The organism is Nitratidesulfovibrio oxamicus, from assembly GCF_015731765.1.
In the GTDB taxonomy this organism is placed as follows: Bacteria; Desulfobacterota; Desulfovibrionia; order Desulfovibrionales; family Desulfovibrionaceae; genus Cupidesulfovibrio; species Cupidesulfovibrio oxamicus.
The window spans coordinates 1-2,170 of record NZ_VRYY01000418.1 but is presented as its reverse complement, the minus strand read 5'-3'; the positions used below and the strand labels follow the sequence as shown (position 1 = coordinate 2,170).

Below are 2,170 nucleotides of genomic sequence, written 5' to 3'. Positions count from 1 at the left end.
CAGTTGCGAGGCCGCCGCCTGGCCCGCCATCCGCGCGGCCATTCTTGCGGATGCCCCGCAACACGCCGCGCCTGCCTTCCTGCCCGCCGAACCGGAACTGCCGGCGCGGGTCTTCGGCTTCGGCCTGGTGGGCGACCTGCCCGAGCCCCTTGAATTTCCGGCCTTCGTCCGGCGCCTGCACGACCTTGCCGGGCGCGCCCACTGCCACGTCAGCGGCCCCGCCCCCGCCGTGGTGCGGCGGGTGGGCTACTGCACCGGCTCCGGCAGTTCGCTGGCCGATGCCGCCTTTGCCCGTGGCGCCGACGTGTTCGTCACCGGCGACGTGAAGTACCACACCGCGCTGGAAGCCCGAGGCTGCCTGCTCGACGTGGGGCACTTTGCCCTTGAAGAGGAAATGATGCGCCGCTTCGCCAACGGGCTGCGCACCGCGCTGCCCGGCCTGCCCGTGCATTTCCTGCCATCCAGCGATCCACTGCGGCTGCACCTGCCCGTCCCCCCCACGGGCACGGACGGCGGCCGCGTTCCGGAACATCCGGCCTAACCCGCATTTCAGGAGGATATGACGTTGAGCCTGTATCTCAAGCAGATCGAACAGCTTGTCGCCCTGCAGAAGGTGGACGACCACATCTACGGCATCAAGGCGGAACTGAAGAACGCGCCGCAGGAAGTGGAAGGGCTGCAGCAGCGCTTCGACGCCCTCGAGGAACAGCGCAACCGCCTCCTCGACAAGCTCACCCACCTCAAGGACCAGGAAAAGCGCCTCGGCACCGAGATCGAGGACGATTCCCTGCGCATCAAGAAGAGCAAGTCCAAGCTCATGCTCGTGGGTAACACCAAGGAATACCACGCCATGATGCGAGAAATGGACAACATGGAAAAAATGAACCGCTCGCGCGAGGAAGAAAAGCTGGCCCTGGCCGAAGAGTTGCAGCGCCAGACCGAATCCATGGCGGAGATGGACGAGCGCTACACCACCCTCAAGGCCGACCTGGAAACCAAGAAGGCCAGCCTTGAAGCACGCCTGGCCGAAGCCGGTGCGGGCCTTTCCGACCTGGAATCGCAGCGCAACGCCGCAGGAAGGGAAGTGCCCGCGCCCGTGCTGAGCCGCTACGAATTCATCCGCCAGCGGCTGGAAAACCCGGTCATCGTGCCCGTGGACAAGGGCGTGTGCTCCGGCTGCCATATCTCCATCCCGCCGCAGAGCTACATCGAACTGCAGAAGGGCACCCAGATCCTCAGCTGCCCCAACTGCCAGCGCCTCATCTACTGGAGCGAACACTTCTGCGTGGAAACCCCGGCCTCCGAATAGGTCGGACCACCGCGCATCCATTTTCGGGAGCCGGACGGGCTGTCGCCGCGGGCCGCAAGGCCCGGGGAGGAAAGTCCGGGCTCCGCAGGGCAGGACGCTGGGTAACCCCCAGGACGAGCGATCGTCGGACAGGGCCACAGAAAGCAGACCGCCCGGCAGGTTCGCCTGCCGGGTAAGGGTGAAACGGTGGGGTAAGAGCCCACCAGCTGGCGCGGTGACGCACCAGGCTCGGTAACCCCCGTCCGGAGCAAGACCAAATAGGGAAGCGCACGAGGCCTGCCCGGCCCATGCTTCCGGGTCGGTTGCTTGAGGGCGTCGGTAACGGCGCTCCTAGAGGAATGACAGCCACCCGCAAGGGTACAGAACCCGGCTTACAGTCCGACTCCCGAATCTTGCTTTTGATCGGGGAGGGGACCCTTTGCAAAGGGTCCCCTCCCCGAACCCCTCCCCCCAAGCTTTTCCATTGGGGGGTTGTTTTTACCGTAAACATAACGGGCGCAGGGCAAGGCGCATACTGCCAATCGAGTACCCTACCCTGATTGAAAAGTACGTGTGGTGAGGGTACGAATCAGGGGGCTTTGCGGCAGCTGTTAGCCGAGCGCGAAGCGTGAGGCTTACAGATGGCGACCGCAAAGCGCAAAGCCCCCTTCCCCCCGTATCTTTCCCTCCCAAATCTTCTTGATCTTCAAAGGACCGTACATGCACGCATGGGCCATTGTTCTCGCGGCGGGCAGCGGCACCCGGCTGGCTGCGGCCGGGCTGTCCACGGCCAAGCAGTTCATCCCGCACCGGGGGGCGCCGTTGTACTGGCGTTCGGCGCGCACGTTCGCGACGGTGGCGCGGGTGCGCGGGCTGGTCTTC

2 protein-coding genes, 1 other RNA gene and 1 pseudogene are annotated in these 2,170 nt (G+C 65.2%); all 4 read left to right on the top strand.

Going from position 1 to position 2,170, the window contains the following annotated elements; genetic code table 11:
* The coding region (locus FVW20_RS13160) for a Nif3-like dinuclear metal center hexameric protein (RefSeq protein WP_196609972.1) at positions 1-541 on the top strand (541 nt) is incomplete at its 5' end.
* 18 nt (positions 542-559) lie between these two features.
* On the top strand, positions 560-1,309 hold the full coding sequence (locus FVW20_RS13155; protein WP_196609971.1) for a zinc ribbon domain-containing protein: 750 nt from the start codon (positions 560-562) through the stop codon (positions 1,307-1,309).
* 26 nt (positions 1,310-1,335) lie between these two features.
* Positions 1,336-1,699, top strand: an RNA gene (gene rnpB, locus FVW20_RS13150) — RNase P RNA component class A.
* Between the two features lie 309 nt (positions 1,700-2,008).
* Positions 2,009-2,170 (top strand): annotated as a pseudogene (locus tag FVW20_RS19775) (bifunctional 2-C-methyl-D-erythritol 4-phosphate cytidylyltransferase/2-C-methyl-D-erythritol 2,4-cyclodiphosphate synthase); the annotation flags it as partial.